Origin of the sequence: Archangium sp. Cb G35 (genome assembly GCF_001896145.1) — a bacterium.
Lineage (GTDB): Bacteria > Myxococcota > Myxococcia > Myxococcales > Myxococcaceae > Archangium > Archangium violaceum.
This window is the reverse complement of record NZ_MPOI01000027.1, coordinates 1-18,423: the sequence shown is the minus strand read 5'-3', so window position 1 is coordinate 18,423 and position 18,423 is coordinate 1. Positions and strand designations below refer to the sequence as shown.

The 18,423-nt window shown below is 68.5% G+C and carries 13 protein-coding genes; 8 read left to right on the top strand and 5 right to left on the bottom strand.

Annotated elements, in window-relative coordinates; translation table 11 throughout:
• The 7 genes from BO221_RS50775 to BO221_RS50745 all read left to right on the top strand — a co-directional run bounded on the left by BO221_RS50775 (window position 1) and on the right by BO221_RS50745 (window position 8,699).
• A complete protein-coding gene (locus BO221_RS50775; RefSeq protein ID WP_073568178.1) occupies window positions 1-924 on the top strand; it encodes a cation diffusion facilitator family transporter in 924 nt (307 codons plus the stop codon).
• Complete coding sequence (locus BO221_RS50770; RefSeq protein WP_073568177.1) at window positions 921-1,103, top strand: hypothetical protein; 183 nt, start codon at window positions 921-923, stop codon at window positions 1,101-1,103. Before BO221_RS50775 ends, BO221_RS50770 begins: the two co-directional genes overlap by 4 nt.
• A 111-nt stretch (window positions 1,104-1,214) precedes the next feature.
• Window positions 1,215-2,456, top strand: a complete 1,242-nt coding sequence (locus BO221_RS50765) for a cytochrome P450 (RefSeq protein WP_083682769.1) — start codon at window positions 1,215-1,217, stop codon at window positions 2,454-2,456.
• 77 nt (window positions 2,457-2,533) lie between these two features.
• A complete protein-coding gene (locus BO221_RS50760; RefSeq protein ID WP_233166641.1) occupies window positions 2,534-4,789 on the top strand; it encodes an ATP-binding protein in 2,256 nt (751 codons plus the stop codon).
• A 150-nt stretch (window positions 4,790-4,939) separates the two neighbouring features.
• Window positions 4,940-5,476, top strand: coding sequence for a (2Fe-2S)-binding protein (locus tag BO221_RS50755; RefSeq protein WP_073568174.1), 537 nt, complete (start codon window positions 4,940-4,942; stop codon window positions 5,474-5,476).
• Complete coding sequence (locus tag BO221_RS50750) at window positions 5,473-6,468, top strand: xanthine dehydrogenase family protein subunit M (RefSeq protein ID WP_073568173.1); 996 nt, start codon at window positions 5,473-5,475, stop codon at window positions 6,466-6,468. The genes BO221_RS50755 and BO221_RS50750 overlap by 4 nt, the downstream gene beginning before the upstream one ends.
• A complete protein-coding gene (locus BO221_RS50745) occupies window positions 6,465-8,699 on the top strand; it encodes a xanthine dehydrogenase family protein molybdopterin-binding subunit (protein ID WP_073568172.1) in 2,235 nt (744 codons plus the stop codon). The genes BO221_RS50750 and BO221_RS50745 overlap by 4 nt, the downstream gene beginning before the upstream one ends.
• A gap of 224 nt (window positions 8,700-8,923) precedes the next feature.
• Here the strand turns inward: BO221_RS50745 and BO221_RS50740 are convergent, their stop codons facing one another.
• Entirely contained in the window at window positions 8,924-9,976 is a 1,053-nt protein-coding gene (locus BO221_RS50740) for a hypothetical protein (protein WP_073568171.1), read from the bottom strand.
• 80 nt (window positions 9,977-10,056) lie between these two features.
• Here BO221_RS50740 and BO221_RS50735 point away from each other — a divergent pair, with 80 nt between their 5' ends.
• Complete coding sequence (locus BO221_RS50735; protein ID WP_073568212.1) at window positions 10,057-11,808, top strand: DUF885 domain-containing protein; 1,752 nt, start codon at window positions 10,057-10,059, stop codon at window positions 11,806-11,808.
• A gap of 12 nt (window positions 11,809-11,820) precedes the next feature.
• On the opposite strand, the gene BO221_RS50730 is transcribed toward BO221_RS50735, so the two are convergent.
• The 4 genes from BO221_RS50730 to BO221_RS56950 form a co-directional block, all read right to left on the bottom strand.
• The gene (locus BO221_RS50730) at window positions 11,821-13,641 is read right to left on the bottom strand and encodes an MYXO-CTERM sorting domain-containing protein (protein WP_073568170.1); all 1,821 of its coding nucleotides are present in this window, start codon (window positions 13,639-13,641) and stop codon (window positions 11,821-11,823) included.
• Window positions 13,642-13,700: 59 nt separating this feature from the next.
• Window positions 13,701-14,291 carry a DUF4291 domain-containing protein gene (locus tag BO221_RS50725; protein ID WP_073568169.1) on the bottom strand — a complete coding sequence of 197 codons (591 nt, stop codon included), beginning with the start codon at window positions 14,289-14,291 and terminating at the stop codon, window positions 13,701-13,703.
• Between the two features lies 1 nt (window position 14,292).
• Window positions 14,293-15,645, bottom strand: coding sequence for an HTTM domain-containing protein (locus BO221_RS50720; protein ID WP_083682768.1), 1,353 nt, complete (start codon window positions 15,643-15,645; stop codon window positions 14,293-14,295).
• Window positions 15,646-15,755: 110 nt separating this feature from the next.
• On the bottom strand, window positions 15,756-18,423 hold a 2,668-nt coding region (locus tag BO221_RS56950; RefSeq protein ID WP_233166640.1), incomplete at its 5' end, for an HYR domain-containing protein.

The following is an 18,423-nucleotide window of genomic DNA, read 5'->3' as shown; positions in this document are numbered from 1 at the left end:
TTGCGCCGCGTGGATGCTTCCTCGCTGATCGAGCGCAACCGGAAGGTGCGCAACGTGCTCGCCGCCATCCTCGTGGCCAACTGGGCCGTGGCGGTGGCGAAAATCGTCTTCGGGTGGATGAGTGACTCGGCCGCGGTGACCGCGGACGGCGTGCACTCCTTTATCGACGGAGGCTCCAACGTGCTCGGCCTGGTGGCCATGTCCGTGGCCGCCCGCCCCGCGGACGAGGATCACCCCTATGGCCACGGCAAGTTCGAGGCCCTGGCCTCGCTGGGCATCGGGATGTTGATCGGCGTCGCCATGCTGGAGCTGGGGCGCATGGCGCTCGACTCGCTGCTGCACGACCGGCACCCCACGGTGACGCCGCTCATGGCGGGGGTGATGGTGGGCACGTTGCTGGTCAACCTGGCCGTCACCACCCTCGAGCGCAAACAGGGCGAGAAGCTGCAGAGCCCGCTGCTGCTGGCGGACGCGCGGCACACGCTGTCGGACGTGGGCGTGACGCTGGCGGTGCTCGGCTCCATGGGGCTGGTGTCGCTGGGCTTCCCCAAGGCGGACGGCATCGTCACGTTGGCCGTGCTGGTGGTGGTGGCCCGGGTGGCGTGGGGCATCGTCAAGCAGGCGGTGGGCATCCTCTCGGACACGGCGCGCTTGGATCCGCAGAAGGTGATGAACCTCCTCACCCGCCAGGTGCCAGGCGTGCGCTCGTGCCGCGACGTGCGCAGCCGGGGAATGGAGGGGACGGTGTACGTGGACCTGAAGATCGAGGTGGATCCCCTGCTCACCACCGCCCAGGCGCACGAGCTGGCCGACGCCGTGGAAGCCCGCTTGCAGGCCGAGTTCCCCGAGGTGGTGGACGTGGTGGTGCACGTCGAGCCGGGTGGCTCGTCACAAAGAGCCCTCGCGAGCACTACCAGTGCATGAACCTGGAACTCGCCATCTACGTCACGGCCCTGGCGCTCATCGGCGCGAGCTACCTGCTCTCCGGCAAGCGGGAGCTCCGGAGCGCCGCGGCCCAGCAGCTCCACCACGAGGCCGAGCTCGAGGCGCTCGTGCGCCCCGTGCTCCTCTTCACCATGAAGGCTCCCGTGGCGCACTGCTGACAGGCTTTCCCACGTACTGGGAATTCTAGAAACGTGCATCGGCGTCCATCCGGTGCACCAGGCGCGCTTCGCACGATACGCTCATGGCCGCTTCCCTCCACCCCGAGAGCCATGATGCAGACATCCTCGACGCGAGAGTTTGGCCCAGACTTCGTCCTCAATCTGGATGATCCCGCCTTCGTCACCAATCCCTACCCCACCTACAAGTGGCTGCGGGAGCAGGCACCTGTCTACAACTGGAAGCCGCGGGGGGACGCTCTCGTCTTCAGCCGTCACAAGGACGTCAGGGCCCTGCTGCTCGATCGCCGCTTCAGCAATGACTACCGTGTCTGGGAGTTCGCCCAGAACACCTCGGCCTGGCCTCCCGAGCATGCCGAGTACAAGAAGATGATGGACAACGGCCTCTTCGGCCTGGCCGACGCCGATCACACCCGCGTGCGCAGGCTCGTCAGCGGCGCCTTCACCCCCCGGGCCGCCGAGCGGATGCGCGGGGAAATCCAGAAGGCCGTCGACGACATCATCGCCGAGAACGTGAAGGGAGACCGGGTCAATCTCACGTCCGTCACCGAGCCGCTGCCCATGCGCGTCATCAGCGACATGCTGAAGATTCCGGACGCGATGCGCGCCGAGTTCCGCGCCTTCGGGCTCACGGTGATCCGCGCCTCCATCACCTTCAACAAGCCCGAGGAGCTCTTCGCGCTCATCGCCCCGATGCCGCGGTGGGTCCGCATGATCCGCGAGCTCATCGCCGATCGCCGCGAGCACCTGCTCGAGGACGATCTGCTCAGCACCCTCATCACCGCGCACGATGGCGGGAGCAAGCTCACCGAGGATGAGATGATCTCCCTCATCCAGGCGCTCATCACCGCAGGCTCCGACACCACGGTGCACGCGGCCAACTGGGCGCTCTACAGCCTGCTGCGCCATCCGGAGCAGCTCGCCCAGCTGCGCGCGGACCCCTCGCTGATCCGCAACACCATCGAGGAGTCCCTGCGTTACGATCTCTTCGGCAAGGGCGGCCTCCCCAAGTTCGCCAAGGAGGAGCTGGAGTTCGCCGGCCAGAAGATCCGCAAGGGCCAGATGGTCATCCCCTTCGTCACGGCCGCGCTCCACGATCCCGAGGTCTTCCCGGAGCCGGAGCGCTTCGACATCCGCCGCGACGTGAGCCAGACCATTGCGTTCGGCGCGGGCCAGCACTTCTGCCTGGGCGCGGCGCTCGCCCGGCAGGAGCTGGACATCGTCGTGGGCACGCTGGTGCAGCGCTTCCCGAACATGCGGCTGCTGGGCGAGCCGGAGTTCCAGCCGCACCCCATCATGCGCGCCATGTCCCGGCTCGAGGTCTCGCTGGGCTGAGGCAATTGTAGACACCGGGGCACCGCCTCGTTTGCACGGCCCACGGTGCTCCGGCTACGGTGCCGGGGAGTCTCCCCTTGTCCTCCCCGGCCCCCTCCCTCCCACTCCGCTGGCATCTCGTCCGGCTCGCGGCCGGCACGCTGCTTCCCGTCGTCGTCTTCGCCGCGATCATGGTCTTCCAGCTGGCGCGCCTGGAGCGCAAGGACGCCGAGCGGCGGGTGCTCCGTTCGGCGCGCATCCTGGCCACGGCCTTCGAGCGGGAGATGTCCGGCTCCATCCGGACGCTCCAGGCCCTGGCCGAGTCTGAACATCTGGAGCGCGATGAGTTGGAAGCCTTCCACGCGGAATGCGGGCGGGTGAGCCGCACCCAGCCATCGTGGAAGCAGGTGATGTTGATCTCCACGGATGGAAGGATTCTGCTCAACACGAACCATCCGTGGGGAGCCTCGCTCCCGCCCCTCGCCGAACAGGAGAGCTTCGCGCGCGTCCTCGAGACGCGCCAGCCCGCGGTCGGAGGCATCACCGTGGGCCGGGGCAAGCAGCGGGCACTGGCATTTCCCATCCGGGTGCCGGTGATGCGCGACGGCGAGCTCCGCTACGTGTTGACGGCCGTCATCACCCCGGCGCTCCTCGCGGGCATCGTGGCCAACCCCTCGAGCGAGAGCGAGGAGTGGACGCGCACGTTGGTGGACCCTCGAGGCAGGGTGGCGGCCCGCACCCGGGCTCCCGCGCGCTTCGTTGGCCAGCAGTCGACACCCTCGTTCCACGAGAGAACCCGGGCCTCGCTCGAGGGCGTGTACTCCGATGTGTCGATGGACGGGGCGCCCGTCTACGTGGCGTTCAGCCGGACCCAGCCATCGGATTGGACCGCGGCGGTCGTCAGTCCCCGGCGGATCCTCGACGCGCCGGTGACCGATTCGATGCTCGCCGTGGGAGGACTCGGGCTCGCGCTGTTGCTCGCGAGCACGGGCGGCGCCTGGCTCTTTTCCCGGCGCATCGAGCGCTCCATCATCCAGGCCTCGGACGCCGCCGCCGCCCTCGCCCAGGGAAACCCTCCCCACATGGAGCCGTCCGGCGTGCGCGAGCTCGCGCAACTGGGCGAGGCGCTGGAGCGCTCCGGACGGCTGCTGCGGGAACGGGAGCGGGAGCGGGACGCGAACCTCGCCGCCGCCGAGACGGCACGCGCCACGGCCGTCGAGGCCACGAAGGCCAAGGACGTGTTCCTCGCCATGCTCGGGCACGAGCTGCGCAACCCGCTCGCGCCGATCGTCACGTCCATGGAGGTGCTGCGCAGGCGGGGTCTCGCGCAGACTCCCGAGCATGAGGTCATCTCCCGGCAGCTCCGGCACGTCGTGCGCCTCGTGGATGATCTGCTCGACATGGCACGGCTCGCGCGAGGACAGCTGTCACTCCACCGCGAGCCGCTCGAGCTCTCCTCCGCGATCGCCCGGGCGGTGGAGGCGGCGGCCCCGCTCATCGAGCGGCGGCGGCACGTGCTCGAAACCGATGTATCCCCTTCCGGCCTTCCGGTGCTGGGGGATGCCGATCGGCTGACGCAGGTGGTCGCCAACCTGCTCACGAACGCGGCGAAGTACACGCCTCCTGGCGGACACCTCCGGCTCCAGGCCGGAGCACACGATGGCGGCATCGGGCTCGTGGTCGAGGATGATGGCCAGGGTCTGGCTCGGGAGCTCATTCCCCGGCTCTTCGAGCCCTTCATCCAGGGTCCACGCACGCTGGATCGAAGCGAGGGAGGGCTGGGACTCGGCCTGGCGCTCGTGCGGAGTCTCGTCGAGGAGCATGGAGGCCGGGTCGAGGCACACAGCGACGGGCCCGGCCGGGGCAGCCGCTTCACGGTCTGGCTGCCGAGGCACACCCAGGCCGAGGCCCCCCTGCCCCCGGAGGAGCAGCAGGCGCCCGTGCCCTCCGGGACAACGGAGGTATCGGGGAAGCGCGTCCGCGTACTCGTGGTGGACGACAACGTGGACGCCGCCGAGGCCCTGGCGGAATTGCTGGGCATGAGCGGGTACGAGGTGGCGGTGGCACACGACTGTCCTCAGGCGCTCCATCAAGCCGACACGTTCCGTCCGGAGGTGGCGCTGCTCGACATCGGCCTGCCCGAGGTGGATGGCTACGGGGTCGCCGAGCGCATTCGTGAGCGGCTGGGAGGAGCGAGCCCCGTCTTCGCCGCGCTCACCGGCTTCAGCCAGGACGGGGATCGCTCGCGCAGCCAGGCCGCGGGCTTCCGCCACCACTTCGTGAAGCCCATCGACATCGACGAGTTGATCACCTTCGTGGAGTCGCTGGGCCCGGCGCGAAGTGGGGCCGCGTAGGACGTGCGGTCCGTCGCTTTCAACACAGGAGCGGGCCGGCCTGGCGGGCCTGTTATCGACTACTCGATAGCGTGAAGACCTTCGTGCGGCTGCCGCGTGCGAGCCGATGGAGATTGACGCCCCTGAGCGTCCCTCCACGAAGGTGGTCACATGAGCCATTCAGCCAGGAACCCGGCCCCCGGAGAACCCCCAGCGGGGCCTCCCTCGACGCAGCGGCTCACCCTCCGGATCAATGGAGTGGACAAGCAACTGGAGGTCTCGCCCTGGACGACCCTGCTCGACCTGCTGCGTGAGTCCCTCGGACTGACCGGCACGAAGAAGGGTTGTGACCATGGCCAATGCGGGGCTTGTACCGTTCTCGTCAATGGCAAGCGCATCAATTCCTGTCTGACCCTGGCGGTCATGAAGGACGGAGCGGAGGTGACGACCGTCGAGGGGCTCTCCACGGGCCAGACGCTCCATCCGCTCCAGGAGGCCTTCATCGAGCACGACGCCTTCCAGTGCGGTTACTGCACTCCCGGGCAGCTCTGCTCCGCCCTGGGGCTGCTCAACGAGGGCAAGGCGAAGACGGTGGAGGACATCCGCGAGTTGATGAGCGGCAATCTCTGCCGGTGTGGCGCCTACCCCAACATCCTCGCGGCCATCGACAAGGTGCGGCGGGAGCGGGAAGGGAGCGGCGGACAATGAATCGGTTTTCCTTCGAGCGCGCGGAGACGATCGCGGGTGCGGTCGGAGCCATCGCGAAGAATGACAGGGCCCGGTTCATCGCGGGCGGCACCAACCTTCTCGATTTGATGAAGGAGAATGTCTCGCGGCCGGCCCATCTGGTCGACATCACGCGGCTTCCCCTGGGGAAGATCGAGGAGAACGAGGACGGGGGCTTGCGGATCGGCGCGCTCGTCACGAACGCGGACACCGCCTACGACGAACGGGTCCAGCGGCGCTATCCCTTGCTCTCGAAAGCAATCCTCGCGGGCGCATCGGCACAGTTGCGAAACATGGCGACGACGGGCGGCAATCTGCTCCAGCGCACGCGCTGCTATTACTTCTACGACACGGCTACACCCTGCAACAAACGGGAGCCCGGCACGGGTTGCGGTGCGATTGACGGCTTCAATCGCATCCACGCCATCCTGGGCACCAGTGACAAGTGCATCGCCACCCATCCTTCGGACATGTGTGTGGCGCTCGCGGCACTCGGAGCGGCCGTCCGCGTGACCGGGCCGGACGGCGAGCGGACCCTTCCCTTCTCCGGATTCCACCGCCTGCCCGGAGATACACCAGAGATTGATACGAATCTGCGGCCCGATGAGCTCATCACCGCGGTGGACCTGCCCGCGAAGGGCTTCGCCACACATTACACCTACCTGAAGATCCGGGATCGACAGTCGTATGCCTTCGCGCTCGTGTCGGTGGCCGCCGCGTTGGACCTGGACGGAGGCCACATCCGGGAGGCCCGGCTCGCGCTCGGCGGTGTGGCCCACATGCCGTGGCGCGACACGGGAGCCGAGGCGATGTTGAGTGGCAAGCCCGCCACCGTGGAGAACTTCCGCTCCGTCGCGGAGGCGATCGTCCGGGACGCGAAGGGATTCGGGCACAACACCTTCAAGATCGAACTGGCGAAACGGGCCGTGGTGCGGGCCCTGGAGCAGGCCACCGGCATGGAGCAGCCGTCATGACGAAGACCTCGACCCTGCTTGGAAAGCCCATCAACCGCGTCGATGGCCGCCTCAAGGTGACGGGCGAGGCGAAGTACGCCGCGGAGTTCAACGCCCCTGGTCTCACCTACGGCTACGTCGTGTCGGGTGCGATCGCCAGGGGGCGGATCAAGAAGCTCGACACGAGTGCCGCCCTCGCAGTCCCGGGCGTGCTGCATGTCTTCACGCACGAGAACCGGCCGCGGCTCGCCTGGTTCGACCGCAACTATCAAGACGAGGACGCCCCCTCGGGCTCACCGTTCCGGCCGCTCCATGACGATGAGATCGTCTACAGCGGACAACCCATCGCGCTGGTCGTCGCGGAAACGCTCGAGGTGGCGCGCTACGCCGCGTCTCTCGTCCAGGTGGAATACAAACTCCACTCACACGAAACGGACCTGCGGGCCCGGCGAGGGAAGGCCTATGCGCCGGGCGAGGGAAAGGGAGGCTTCGAACCGCCACCGAAACCCAGGGGCCAGGCCGACAAGGCCCTCGCCAACGCCGCGGCGCGGGTCGACGCGGAGTATTCATCTCCGGTCGAGCACCACAACCCGATGGAGCCGCACGCGACGACGGTCGTCTACGAGGACGACGGCACGCTCACCGTCTACGACAAGACCCAGGGCGTGATGAACACCCAGAAGTACGTCTCGAAGGTGTTCCACCTCTCGCCGGAAGAGGTGCGCGTGCGTTCGCCCTTCGTGGGAGGAGCCTTCGGCTCGGGCCTGCGGCCGCAGTATCAGCTCTTCCTGGCGGTGATGGCCGCGCGTGAGCTGAAACGCTCGGTGCGCGTGGCGCTGACCCGCCAGCAGATGTTCACCTTCGGCCACCGCCCCACGACGTTGCAGCGGGTGGCGCTCGGTGCCTCGGCGGAGGGCAAACTCGAGGCCGTCATCCACGAAACCGTCTCGGAGACCTCACGCTTCGAGGACTACATCGAGGTCATCGTCAACTGGTCCGGCCTGCTCTACCAGTGCGACAACGTCCGGCTGGACTACAAGGTGGCGCAGCTTGATACCTATACGCCCATCGACATGCGCGCGCCCGGAGCGACCGTGGGCGTGTACGCATTGGAATGCGCGATGGATGAGCTGGCCTACGCGGTGGGCATCGATCCGCTGGAGCTTCGGCTGAAGAACTACGCGGAGCGGGATCAGAACGAGGACAAGCCATTCTCGAGCAAGGAGCTTTGGGCCTGCTACCAGCAAGGTGCCGAACGCTTCGGCTGGGCCAAACGGACCCCGGCACCGCGCTCGATGCGAGAGGGCAAACAGCTCATCGGCTGGGGAATGGCCACCGGCGTCTGGGAGGCCATGCAGCAGCCGGCCAGCGCGAAGGCCGTGCTGAGCATCGACGGCAAGCTCACCGTCAGCAGCGCCACCGCCGACATCGGGACCGGGACCTATACGGTCATGACCCAGATCGCCGCGGAGACGCTCGGCCTGCCGGTCGAGGATGTGACGTTCAAGCTGGGGGATTCCTCTCTGCCCATGTCACCCCTCGAGGGCGGTTCGTGGACAGTGTCATCGGTGGGCTCGGCGGTGAAGGCGGCTTGCGAGACGGTGCGCGAGCGGTTGTTCGAGCTCGCCCGGAAGGTGAAGGATTCGCCCCTCGCGAAGGCCCGCCTGGACGAGGTGTCCTTCGCGGGAGGGCACATCCGCTCGAAGGAGGACCCCTCACGGGCGGTGTCCATCACCGCGGCCATGCGGCACGGGGAAGTCCTCCACCTCGAGGAACAGACGGTGTCCCTGCCCGACAAACACAAACAATCGGCCTATACGCTGTGCACACACTCGGCCGTGTTCGTGGAGGTCAAGGTCGACGAGGATTTTGGCACCGTGAAGGTCACCCGCGTGGTCAGCGCCATCGCGGGCGGCCGTGTCTTGAACCCGAAGACGGCACGAAGCCAGATCCTCGGTGGGATCGTCTGGGGGCTCGGCATGGCACTGGAAGAAGAGTCTGTGCTGGATCAGAAGCTCGGCCGGTTCATGAACCACAACCTGGCCGAGTACCACGTGCCCGTGAACGCCGACGTGCAGGACATCGAGGTGCTCTTCGTGGAGGAGGAGGACACGATCGTCAATCCGCTCGGTGCCAAGGGATTGGGAGAGATTGGCATCGTGGGCGTGGCGGCCGCGATCGCCAATGCCATCTTCCACGCGACGGGAAAGCGAGTCCGGGACCTGCCCATCACGCCTGACAAACTGCTTTAAATCCCTTCAGGTATGTCCGCGAAGGTGTGCCCATGAGAAAAAGCGCTGACAACGCGGCCATTTCCCCTCGCCCTCCGGGAGAGGGACGGGGTGAGGGTGCCACGCATCCCGGGTTGAACCCCCTGTCCACGATGCGGGCCACGGGTTGAAGAACGGGGGCAGATACCCTCACCCCGTCCCTCTCCCGAGGGGAGAGGGAATATCGGTCACACTCCTGAAAGGGATCACGGGGCGGACACGAACCACTCCCAGTCCCCGGCTTCCGCCGGGAAGGGACTCCACTGGCGGGAGGCGAGCACCTCGGCCCGCCAGGCCTGGAGTCCCCCCTTCAGCGGCCAGCCCCGCGTCACGGTGCTCCGCCTGTGCCGCGCATAGTTGACCCGCAGCATGCGGTTGACCCTGTCGACGAGCGCCGGTGTCTTCCCGGCGCGCAGGTGGTACTCCGCCGCCTTCATGATGCCCTCATATTTCTCGGGGAGCGCGGGCAACACCACCTCGTGAACCGGCCAGAGTCCGAGCAGAGGCGGTGGAGCACCCTCGAGCAGCGCGGCCTGCATGCGGTCGTGCCCATCGAGCACCAGCCACTTCATGAGCAGATCCACGTAGAGCAGCACCACGGGCGGCAGCGTCCCGTCCCGTGCGCGCTTTCGCCAGCTCTTCACCCGCCCATCGTCCTCGGGCGAGGGCGCACGCAGCGGCATCACCGCCCCCGTGCGCATCTCCAAGGGATCGCCATAAGAGGACCACGACTCCACCCGGAACCGCTCGAAGCGGAACACTCCCTCGGGTGAGTGGGGCGGGAGCGGCGGCTGGCCGAAACTCCACTCCATCGTGCTGATGGGGTAGTGGCACGCCTTGATGGCGGGGATGGTCTGGAGGGGCCGCAAGCACCAGCGGCCCGCGTGAAGCACCGGATGCTCGGATTGAGCGAGCGCACGCCCCAGGCGCCACAGCCAGGCCTCCCACCACCTGTCCGTCCCCGGGGCGTGCTCCACCTCGCGAACCTCGGCCGCTGACAGCCGGGGCAGCCCCCAGGGGGCGCTGGTGTTGCCATGGAGGAAGCCGCACCGGTCCCACCAGGGGTCGATGCGCACCCAGAACAGGGGCTGCCCACCACTGGTCAGGCGCAGCCGATAGCCCGGCGCGGCCTCGACATGCAGGGACGGCGGCTGGCGCCAGGGGCCCTCGTGGGGGACGTCCAGCAGCAGGCCAGGGCCCGCCAGGGGCAGTCCCCAGTCCTCCGTGTCATCGACGCTGAAGGCAACACTCGGGTGCATCTCCTGCTCCTCGACTCCCGGGTTGTCGCGGGGACGTGGGTGGGCGAGGCTCCCGACCCTACCGGAGGTGTTGATTGTACATGCCGTCCACCCGCGCGCTCGCCGCCGCGCTGCTCGTCCTGCTGTCCGCTTGTGCCACCTCGCGCCCCGCTCCGCAGTCGGACGCGGCCACGCTGTCTCCCGGCAAGCAGACCCTGCGCCGCATCGTCGATGCGCACTTCGCGGAGCAGTTCCGCCGCTTCCCCCAGGCCGCCACCAGCAGGGGCCTGCACACCTACGATGACCAGCTCGCCGGCTTCACCGCGGAGGAGCAGCTGGCCTGGGCCGCCTTCCTGAAACAGGAGCTCACCACCCTCCCCCAACAGGTGGACCGCTCCCAGCTGCCCCCGCTCGATCAGGCCGACTACGACATCTTCGAGGCCAACCTGAAGGCCCGCATCCTGGACATCGAGGAGGTGCGGAACTGGGAGCGCAACCCCAACACCTACCTGAGCGTCGCCTCCAGCTCCGTCTATGCGCTCATCAACCGGGACTTCGCGCCGCTCGAGCAGCGGATGCGCTCGGCGGTGGCACGCATGGCACGGCTGCCCGAGGTGTTCGCCGCGGGAAAGGCGGCGCTGAAGAACCCGCCCCGGCTGTGGACGGAGATCGCCCTGCAACAGGCGAACGGCACGCGCTCGCTCTTCGCCAGCACCCTGCCCCAGGCCTTCGCGCCCGTGAAGGACGCGGCCCTCCAGGAGTCCTTCGCGCGGGAGCAAGCCAAGGCCCTGGCGGCGCTGGAGGACTACGTGCGCTTCCTGCGCGAGGACCTGCTGCCGCGCTCCAACGGGGATTTCGCCATTGGTGAGTCCATCTACCGCCGGAAGCTCTCCTACGAGGAGGGCGTCACCGAGGACATCGACAGCCTGCTGGCCTGGGGCCGGGCGGAGCTGAAGCGCACCCAGGACGAGTTCCGCGAGGTGGCACGCCGGCTGGACGCCAGGAAGGCGCCCATGGACGTGTACCGGGAGCTGGGCAAGGAGCACCCCACGCCGGCGGAGCTGGTGCCCACCACGCGGGCGACGCTGGAGACGATCCGCCAGTTCCTGGTGGACCACCGCATCATCACCATCCCGAGCGAGGTGCGGGCGCAGGTGGCGGAGACGCCGAGCTTCAACCGGGCGCTCTCCTTCGCGAGCATGAACACGCCGGGCCCCTTCGAGACGACCGCCACGGAGGCCTACTACTACGTCACGCCGCCGGACCCGTCCTGGAACGCCGAGCAGACGGAGCAGCACATGAGCTTCTACAACCGCCATGCGCTGGAGATCGTCTCCATCCACGAGGCCTACCCGGGCCACTACGTGCAGTTCCTGTGGACCAACAAGAAGGTGGACTCGCGGGTGCGGCAGTTGATGGGCAGCGGCTCCTTCAGCGAGGGCTGGGGCCTGTACACCGAGCAGATGATGCTGGAGGCGGGCTATGGCGGCAGCGGGGTGGCGGCGGACAAGCTGAAGCTGAACCAGCTGGCGCTCTACCTGCAGCGGCTGGCGCGGTACATGGTGGGCCTGTCGCTGCACACGCGCGGCATGACGTACGAGCAGGCGGTGCGCTTCTTCGAGGAGGAGGCGTACATGACGCGCATCAACGCCGAGCGCGAGGCGCGCCGGGGCACGAGCGATCCCACCTACCTGGTGTACGCGCTGGGCAAGAAGATGATCCTCGAGCTGCGTGAGGAGGCGAAGGCGCGCTGGGGCAAGGACTTCACCCTGCAGCGCTTCCATGACGCCGTGGTCTCCTACGGCTACCCGCCCGTGCCCGTGGTGCGCCGGCTGATGTTCGGCGAGAACTGAGCGCCGGACGGCTCACGGCTGGCGGCGGCGGCGCACGGCCACCGCGGCCAGCAACAGCGCCCCGGTCCAGAGACCCGCGCCCGGGGCGCTCCCGCATCCGCAGCCCACCGCCAGCACCAGGGGCTCGAGCACATCCGGCAATGGGCCACCGCCGCTCCCCTCCCCCGACGTTCCCGCGTCGAGCGTCCCGCCGTCCGCTGCCGTTCCGGCGTCGGGCGTCCCCCCGTCCCCCGCCTGGGCCACGGCCGTGAAGCGCACGGGCGCGGAGGGAGGGCTGTGCACACCGAGGTACTCCGCGGAGGCGCGCAGCTCGTGGAGCCCCGGTGGAAGGTCTCCGAGGACGTCATACGAGAAGCGTCCATCGGCCCCCGTGTCGACGGAGGACAGGAGCACGCCATCGAAGAAGAGCAGCACCCGCGTGACTCTCTCCCGGGCCTGGCCCTCGATGCGGAGCCCAGGTTCCACCTGAATCGCGCCATCCACCGGCAGCGTCAGCACGGGTGAGGCGGGATGGCTGAAGGGAATGGAGAGCACCTGCGCGGTACCCAATGCCGTGCCCACGTCCACGCTGTCGGGGCCAGCGCCATGCGTGCCGCCGTCCGCCGCCATCCGGCCCGGCGCTCCGGCGAGCACCGAGCGGGAGCATGTGATGCTCTCTCCCTGGAGGAACACCACGCCACCTGCCCCACCACCCCCCGGTGCGAGCGGAAAGACGAGCTCGCTGTTGTCTCCGCCCGCGCCGCCTCGCGCATCCACCGCACCGCACTCCATTTCCTCCACCGTGCGGATGGAGATGGCCCCTCCCGCCCCTCCACCGCCCGCGCCGTCGTCTCCGAGCGTTGGTGGCGGAGTGGCTCCCGTGGCGATGAAGCGGCCCGACCCTCGCACCTCCGTGGCGCGCAGGAGCATCAACCCACCTCCGGCCCCGCCGCTCGAACCCTCTTCGTTGTTGCCCTCCCCCGCTCCACCGCCACCGCCAAAGACGAGGTACTCGTAGGGCAGGTACACCACCGGGGCCCCACCCATTCCGCCCACGTCCTGCTCTCCGTCGGCAGGCGCCGAGCGCCCCCCCTTGCCTCCGAGTCCTCCATGTCCGCCACCCCCACCGCCCGAGTTGTGGCAGATGCCACCGCCCGCTCCGTTGGCCAGGTTGCCGCGTCCGGCCGCCGTGCCGAAACGGCCGGCCACCAGTCCCTCGCCCTTGTAGGCGCCGCCTCTGTCCGCCGGCTCATCGAGGTCCGTGCACGAGTTGAGGTTTCCATGGGAGAAGAAAGCACCGCCCCGGAAGCCCGCGCCGTCCACGGTGATGAGCCCATCGTTGCGCAGGCGTCCGGAGACCATCACCGCGAGGACGCCGCCCAGGCCCCCGTCCCAGGGCGCGGCGCGCAGCGTGGCCCCCGAGCGCACCTCCAGCTCGGTGTACTCGGGCACCCACACTACCTGTGAGAGGTTGCCCGTATGGGCATACAGCAGGGGCGAGGAGAGACGGAGCAGGCCCGGGGACACCGAGGCGACCCGCGCGTACTCGATGCGGCCCACCCGGCCTCCAGCGAGAGCGACGGGCCTCTGATTCCCCGAGTCTGGCCCGGCGATGCCCGTGGACTGGTGGACGAGCACCAGGTCTCCGGCGGCGAAGCCCTTGATGTCCGAGACCGGCAGCTCGCTCGCGCCCACGGCGGCGTCGGCGGTCAGGCGCGCGTAGCGATTGACGATGCGGCTCCCGGAGTCGATGCGCAGGTAGCCGTCCTTTCCCGTCCCCAGGCCAAAGGTGTCCGGCTCGGCCCGGACGGAGCCAGCCGCGAAAAACACGAAAAGGAGGAAGAAGCCGCGCATGGCGCGATGCTACCCGAAACCTCCTTCGCCACGGCAGGTGGCCCTTCCCGGAGCCCCGCTCACATCCCGAGCTGACGCGTCAGCCGGGCGGGGACCGGGTAGACGGACTCCCGCGGGAGCTGCCGTGTGGCCTGCTCGGCCCGCCCGGCATCGAGGAGCTTGCGGATCTTCCTCACCCGCTCCGTGAGGTCCTCGATGGAGAGGATCCACTCCTCGACGTAGCGGCCGATGACCGTCCGCCCGAGCCCCACCTGGATGCTGTCATGGGGAAGCGACTGTCCTCGCAGAGAGCGCTCCGGATCCCACTGGATGTGGACCGGAGCGCGCTGGAAGTCCCGGTCCCACTGCTGGGGCGTGCCATGGGCACCCGGCTCGAAGCCCGTCAGCACTCCGAGCTCCAGCGCGGCCTCCCATCCCTCCCGCCGCAGGCGCACGGCGAGGATCCGTTCCTGCCCTGACTTGAGCCCCCAGTTGCTGCGCTCCATCAGCCACAGGAAGCTGGGTTTGATCCACGTCATCCGGTTCAGCGAGAACGGAGGACCGAACCGTTGCCGCTCGAGCGCCACATCCGCGATGGCGTCCGGATAGGCCTGATACACGACGATGGACGTCCGATCATGGTCGGCGCGTACCTCCCGGCGGGGGCTCACCTCAGGGCTCCACCGCCCGGGAGAAGACGAGCGGCTCATCACCGAGTGGGACGAGCCACGAGGCGGACTTCCAGGTCCAGGGCTGGGTGGCGAGGTCGACGTCCGCGTCCACCAGCCGCTGGCGCGGGCGGCCGTTCAACGACACCCGCATGTCCGCGTAGATCTCCAGGCCCGGGCGCCCTTCCCGCTCGTACCGGCGCGCGAGCTCATGGGCGAACTGCTGGACCATGTCCGGCCGCGTCGACATCTTCTGGTACTGGCGGTTGCTGAGCAGGGGCCTGGGGTCGACCTTCCACTTCGCACCCGTGCGGGGATCCCTCGCGTAGTAGCGGACCATGCCCTCCTTGTTGCGCAGCTTCATGTGCCAGGAGAAGTTGTGACCCTCCTCGGTCCAGTTGACCTCGCCCGGATAGAACCAGTGGCGCAGGGGCAGGAGGCACTGGAGCGCGAGCCAGAGCCCGAAGAAGGCGAGCCCGGCCCGTTGCCATCGGGGACTCACGGGAGCCGCCACGGCCTTGGGCGTACGCCAGGGCCACCACCGCTCGAGCCACCGCCGCACCGTCGCGGGCTCGAGGAAGATCGGCGTCACGGCGAGCATGAGCCAGGGGAAGATGCCGATCCGGAAGAGCTGGGCGTTGGTGAGATGGAACACCAGCACGGCACCGATGGCCCAGGGGCGGGAGCGGGGCCAGAGCAATCCGGGCACGACGAGCAGATCGAACGCGGCTCCACTGAGCGCGAACGCGCGAGCCGCCCACTCGTGCCCTGCGAGCGGTTCGGTGAGCTCCCATCCGCGAAGGAACATCGAGCCCGGCACACCGCTGAGCCAGTCCGACTCGAGCTTGGCAATCCCACCGAAGAAATAGACGAGGCCGATCTGCGCGCGGACGAGCCAGAGCATCCAGGTGGGCACGGTGTCTCGCGGACGAGCGAGCCCCAGCCGCGCATCGAGCGCGAAGGCACTGCCTCCTGGCAACCAGATGAGCAGGAAGGCCAGGAGGCACACCAGGTACATGTGATTGAGGTACTGGGTCTGGTCCAGCAGGAAGACGTACGTGATCCCGAGCCAGAACAGGGGCATGGCGGCCCGATACGAGAAGCCCGCGGCGATCATCGCCCCCAACACGCCGAGCGCCGCGAAGTGGACGTACATCCCATCGCCCGGCCAGGGCTTGACCCAATCGAAGCCGTAGTAGCTGAAGAAGAAGGATGGCTCGATGTAGTAGCTCTTGATCCATCCACGGGAGAAGTAGCGGAAGACCTCGACCACCATCGCCACGCCGAAGACGAGCCGGAACCAGACCAGCGGCGCGATGTCGGTGGGGGCGAGCAGCCGGGCTTGCAACGAGCGCATGGGCCCGAATCAAACCACGCCAGCGCCCGCCCTCGAAACCTCCAGAAAAGCGAAGGGCCCGGGACCAACCGCTGGTCCCGGGCCCCGCGCCACTTCACCCGATTACGAACTCACTTGCAGAGCGGGCTGCCCTCGGTGGTGCCCTCGGGGCACCCCGTGCCGACGCAGTACTTCACACCGCTGTCCACCACCGTGCGGCCGGACTGGTCGTGCGGAACGAGCACACGGCAGGTGGCCTCGGTGGAGAGGCCAGCGTCGTTGGTGATGGCGTAGTGGATGGTGTAGACGCGGCCATCCCCCTTGCCCTCGCGCTCCGCGCGCAGCTGCACGAACGACTTGCCCACGATGATGGACATGTCCTCGCAGGTGCGGCCGTCACCGTTGCCATTGGCATCCTCCACCTCATCCGAGGTGACGCGGAGCACATGACCGTACGTGTCGATCGGCAGCGTATTGCCGCACGAGTCCGTCGCCGGCTGGGCGCAGTCGGACAGCGACAGGGTCACGTACTTGTGATTGGGCGACCAGAGCTGCACGCCCTTGTCCGCTCCGGCCACGGGCGCGCCGTCGTTGCAGTAGCCGCAGACGTCGTCGCCGCCGCCACCACCACCGCCGCCGTTGCCATCGTCATCGTCGTCGTGGCCGCCGCCGTGGCCACCGCCGCAGCCGTCACCATCGTGGTGCCCGCCGCCGCCGTTGCCATGACCGTCGTCGTCATCGTCGTGGCCGCCACCGCCATGGCCACCACCGCCGCCGTTGCCATGACCATCGTCGTCATCGTCGTGGCCGCCACCGCCATGGCCGCCACCGCCGTGACCGCCGCCACAGTTATCGCCCTTGAAGTGGGTGGTGGTCTGACGAGTAGCGGTGAGGTCATTGCGGCCGTGGTTCTTCCCGCAGCCATCACCGTCGTGGTGACCGCCACCACCGCCGTTGCCATGACCATCGTCGTCATCGTCGTGGCCACCACCGCCGTTGCCATGACCATCGTCGTCATCGTCGTGACCACCGCCGTGGCCGCCACCGCCGTGGTTGCCACCACAGCCGTCGCCATCGTGGTGACCGCCACCACCGCCGCCGTGGCCATCGTCGTCGTCGTCGTGACCACCACCACCGCCGCCGTGGCCATCGTCGTCGTCGTCGTGACCACCACCGCCGCCGTGGCCATCGTCGTCATCGTCATCACCGCCGCCGCCACCACCGCCGCCGCCGCCACCGCCCGTGCTGCCCACGATCACCGAGAAGTTGCAGGAGGCCGTGTTGCCGAAAGCGTCCTGGGTGGAGCAGGTGACGGGCGTCTCGCCCACCGGGAAGGTGGAGCCCGAGGGATGCGAGCAGTTGACGGGCACCGCGCCGCAGTTGTCCGTGGCCGAGGTCGCGTAGGTGACCCGGGTGCCATTCGGGGCGCAGGCCCTGATGACGATCGGAGAGGTCGGGCAGCTGATCACCGGCGGCGTGGTGTCGCCAGTCACCGTCACCTTGAAGCCGCAGGAGTCCGTGTTGCCAGCGTCATCCCTGGCCGAGCAGGTGACGGGCGTCTCGCCCACCGGGAAGGTGGAGCCCGAGGCGTACGAGCACGACAGGGTGGCCGGACCGCAGGTGTCCGTGGCCGAGGCCGCGAAGGTGGCCGGGGCGCCCGCGGGCGAGCACGTCTCGAGCACCTGCGAGGCCGGGCAGCTGACGGCCGGCTTCGAGTTGTCCACCACGGTGACGTTGCCCACGCACTGGTCACTCGCCGCGCCATCCGAGGCCGTCAGCGTGACGGGGTGCGTGCCCAGGGGCAGCGACGTGTAGGGCACCTCGCTGATGGACAGCGGCGACGGCCCGTTGTCCGGGTCGTAGCTGCCGTTGTTCACACTCGCGCTGCCCGTGCAGTACACGTCGGCGTTCACCGTGACATCGCGGCACAGCGCCACCGGCGGCTTGTTCGTCGGCGTCGTCACGCCGCACGTCAGGTTGCCCGTGGCCGAGGCGCCGTTGTTGTCCTCGCGGCACTCGGAGATGCTGCCCTTGCCCGTGCCGTCATCATCCACCACTGCCCACACCTCGGTGGTGCCGAAGCTGGTGGAGGACACCACGACGGTCGCGATGGCCGAACCGCCCACCGGCAGCGCGTCCGTCACCGTGGCCACGCCCAGCAGCGTGCCACCCGAGGCCGGGTTGCCCTTGTAGAAGGCCACCTTCACTCCCGCCCCCACCGCCGCCTGTCCCTGGTTGCGCACCCGCGCTCCCAGCACCAGCGAGCCATATCCGTCGCACGACGTCGTCACGTCCAACGCCTGCAGATCCGCGGCCGCGAAGGGGCTCGGCCCTTCACCAAAGTAGTTGGCCACGTTGGAGCGGAAGTTGTTGAGCTTGGGGTTGAGCCAGTTCGCCGCCTGCACCGCCGGAATCGTTCCGTCGTTGTTCACGTTCGTGATGCTGTAGGCGTGCTGGTTCCATATCTTGCGCGTCCCGGCCCAACCCTCCTTCTTGTCGTGCCACACACGCACGCCGTTGAAGCCCGGAGCGCCGTGGTTGTTCTCCACCGTCACGATCTCCGCCGCCCCGTCCCCGTCCACGTCCGCCACAATCGGGAACTCGTGCGTCGTGCCCGAGCTGTGCGCCGTCTCCCAGCGCAGCGCTCCCGTCACTCCGTCGAAGATGCGCAGCTTCAGCTCGTCCGCGTAGATGACCTCCAGCCGCCCGTCATACTCGAAGTCGAACGTCGTCGACGTCGTCTTTCCCGAGCTGTACTCCTGGATGGGGAACGTCCCCATCACGGTCCCGTCCACCCCG

Bases quoted from the DNA above. Each gene is read 5' to 3' on its own strand.
- BO221_RS50770 (WP_073568177.1), top strand. From the start codon at position 921: ATGAACCTGGAACTCGCCATCTACGTCACGGCCCTGGCGCTCATCGGC.
- BO221_RS50765 (WP_083682769.1), top strand. From the start codon at position 1,215: ATGATGCAGACATCCTCGACGCGAGAGTTTGGCCCAGACTTCGTCCTC.
- BO221_RS50755 (WP_073568174.1), top strand. From the start codon at position 4,940: ATGAGCCATTCAGCCAGGAACCCGGCCCCCGGAGAACCCCCAGCGGGG.
- BO221_RS50750 (WP_073568173.1), top strand. From the start codon at position 5,473: ATGAATCGGTTTTCCTTCGAGCGCGCGGAGACGATCGCGGGTGCGGTC.
- BO221_RS50745 (WP_073568172.1), top strand. From the start codon at position 6,465: ATGACGAAGACCTCGACCCTGCTTGGAAAGCCCATCAACCGCGTCGAT.
- BO221_RS50740 (WP_073568171.1), bottom strand. From the start codon at position 9,976: ATGCACCCGAGTGTTGCCTTCAGCGTCGATGACACGGAGGACTGGGGA.
- BO221_RS50735 (WP_073568212.1), top strand. From the start codon at position 10,057: ATGCCGTCCACCCGCGCGCTCGCCGCCGCGCTGCTCGTCCTGCTGTCC.
- BO221_RS50730 (WP_073568170.1), bottom strand. From the start codon at position 13,641: ATGCGCGGCTTCTTCCTCCTTTTCGTGTTTTTCGCGGCTGGCTCCGTC.
- BO221_RS50720 (WP_083682768.1), bottom strand. From the start codon at position 15,645: ATGCGCTCGTTGCAAGCCCGGCTGCTCGCCCCCACCGACATCGCGCCG.